Raw genomic sequence first — 467 nt, 5'->3', positions numbered from 1 at the left:
AGGAGTATCAGGGCACTGGTCTAAGCGGTCGATAACACCATCCTGATCTAAATCCGTCTCCGGCTTGTGCAACAGCTCTGTACGCACGGGTACATGAGGGTTAATAAAAGAGATCTCACTCTCAAAAAACTGATAACGTAAGCCAAGCTTAATACTGAAATCAGTAAATCGGCTGCCTGTACCTAAATAAGCCGCACCCTCTGAGAATACCGCCCAATGATTGTTTATAGGTAAGCTGCCACCTAGGCCTAAATCAAAAGCGGTATGACTTACGCCTGGGCTAAGCCCTTTAATTCCAGCTAAAGCATAAAAATTTGAAGTATCAGTCAGGCGATATAGCACATCAGCACCAAAACGAAACTCATCAACAGAACCTAAACCGCCAGAGCGATCAAACTCCAAACCTGACCACTCCAAACGCGCCCCCCAGTTCGGGCTGAAAAAATAACCTAACTCAAGACCCAAAC

At 45.8% G+C, this 467-nt stretch carries 1 protein-coding gene; it reads right to left on the bottom strand.

The annotated features are described in order from the left end of the window. The coding region (locus BTA35_RS18015; protein WP_161489886.1) for an outer membrane protein at nucleotides 1–467 on the bottom strand (467 nt) is incomplete at both ends.

The sequence above is a fragment of the Oceanospirillum linum genome (genome assembly GCF_001995095.2).
GTDB classification, from domain to species: Bacteria; Pseudomonadota; Gammaproteobacteria; order Pseudomonadales; family Halomonadaceae; genus Oceanospirillum; species Oceanospirillum linum.
The sequence above is the reverse complement of the archived record's forward strand: the minus strand, read 5'-3'. Positions and strand labels throughout refer to the sequence as shown.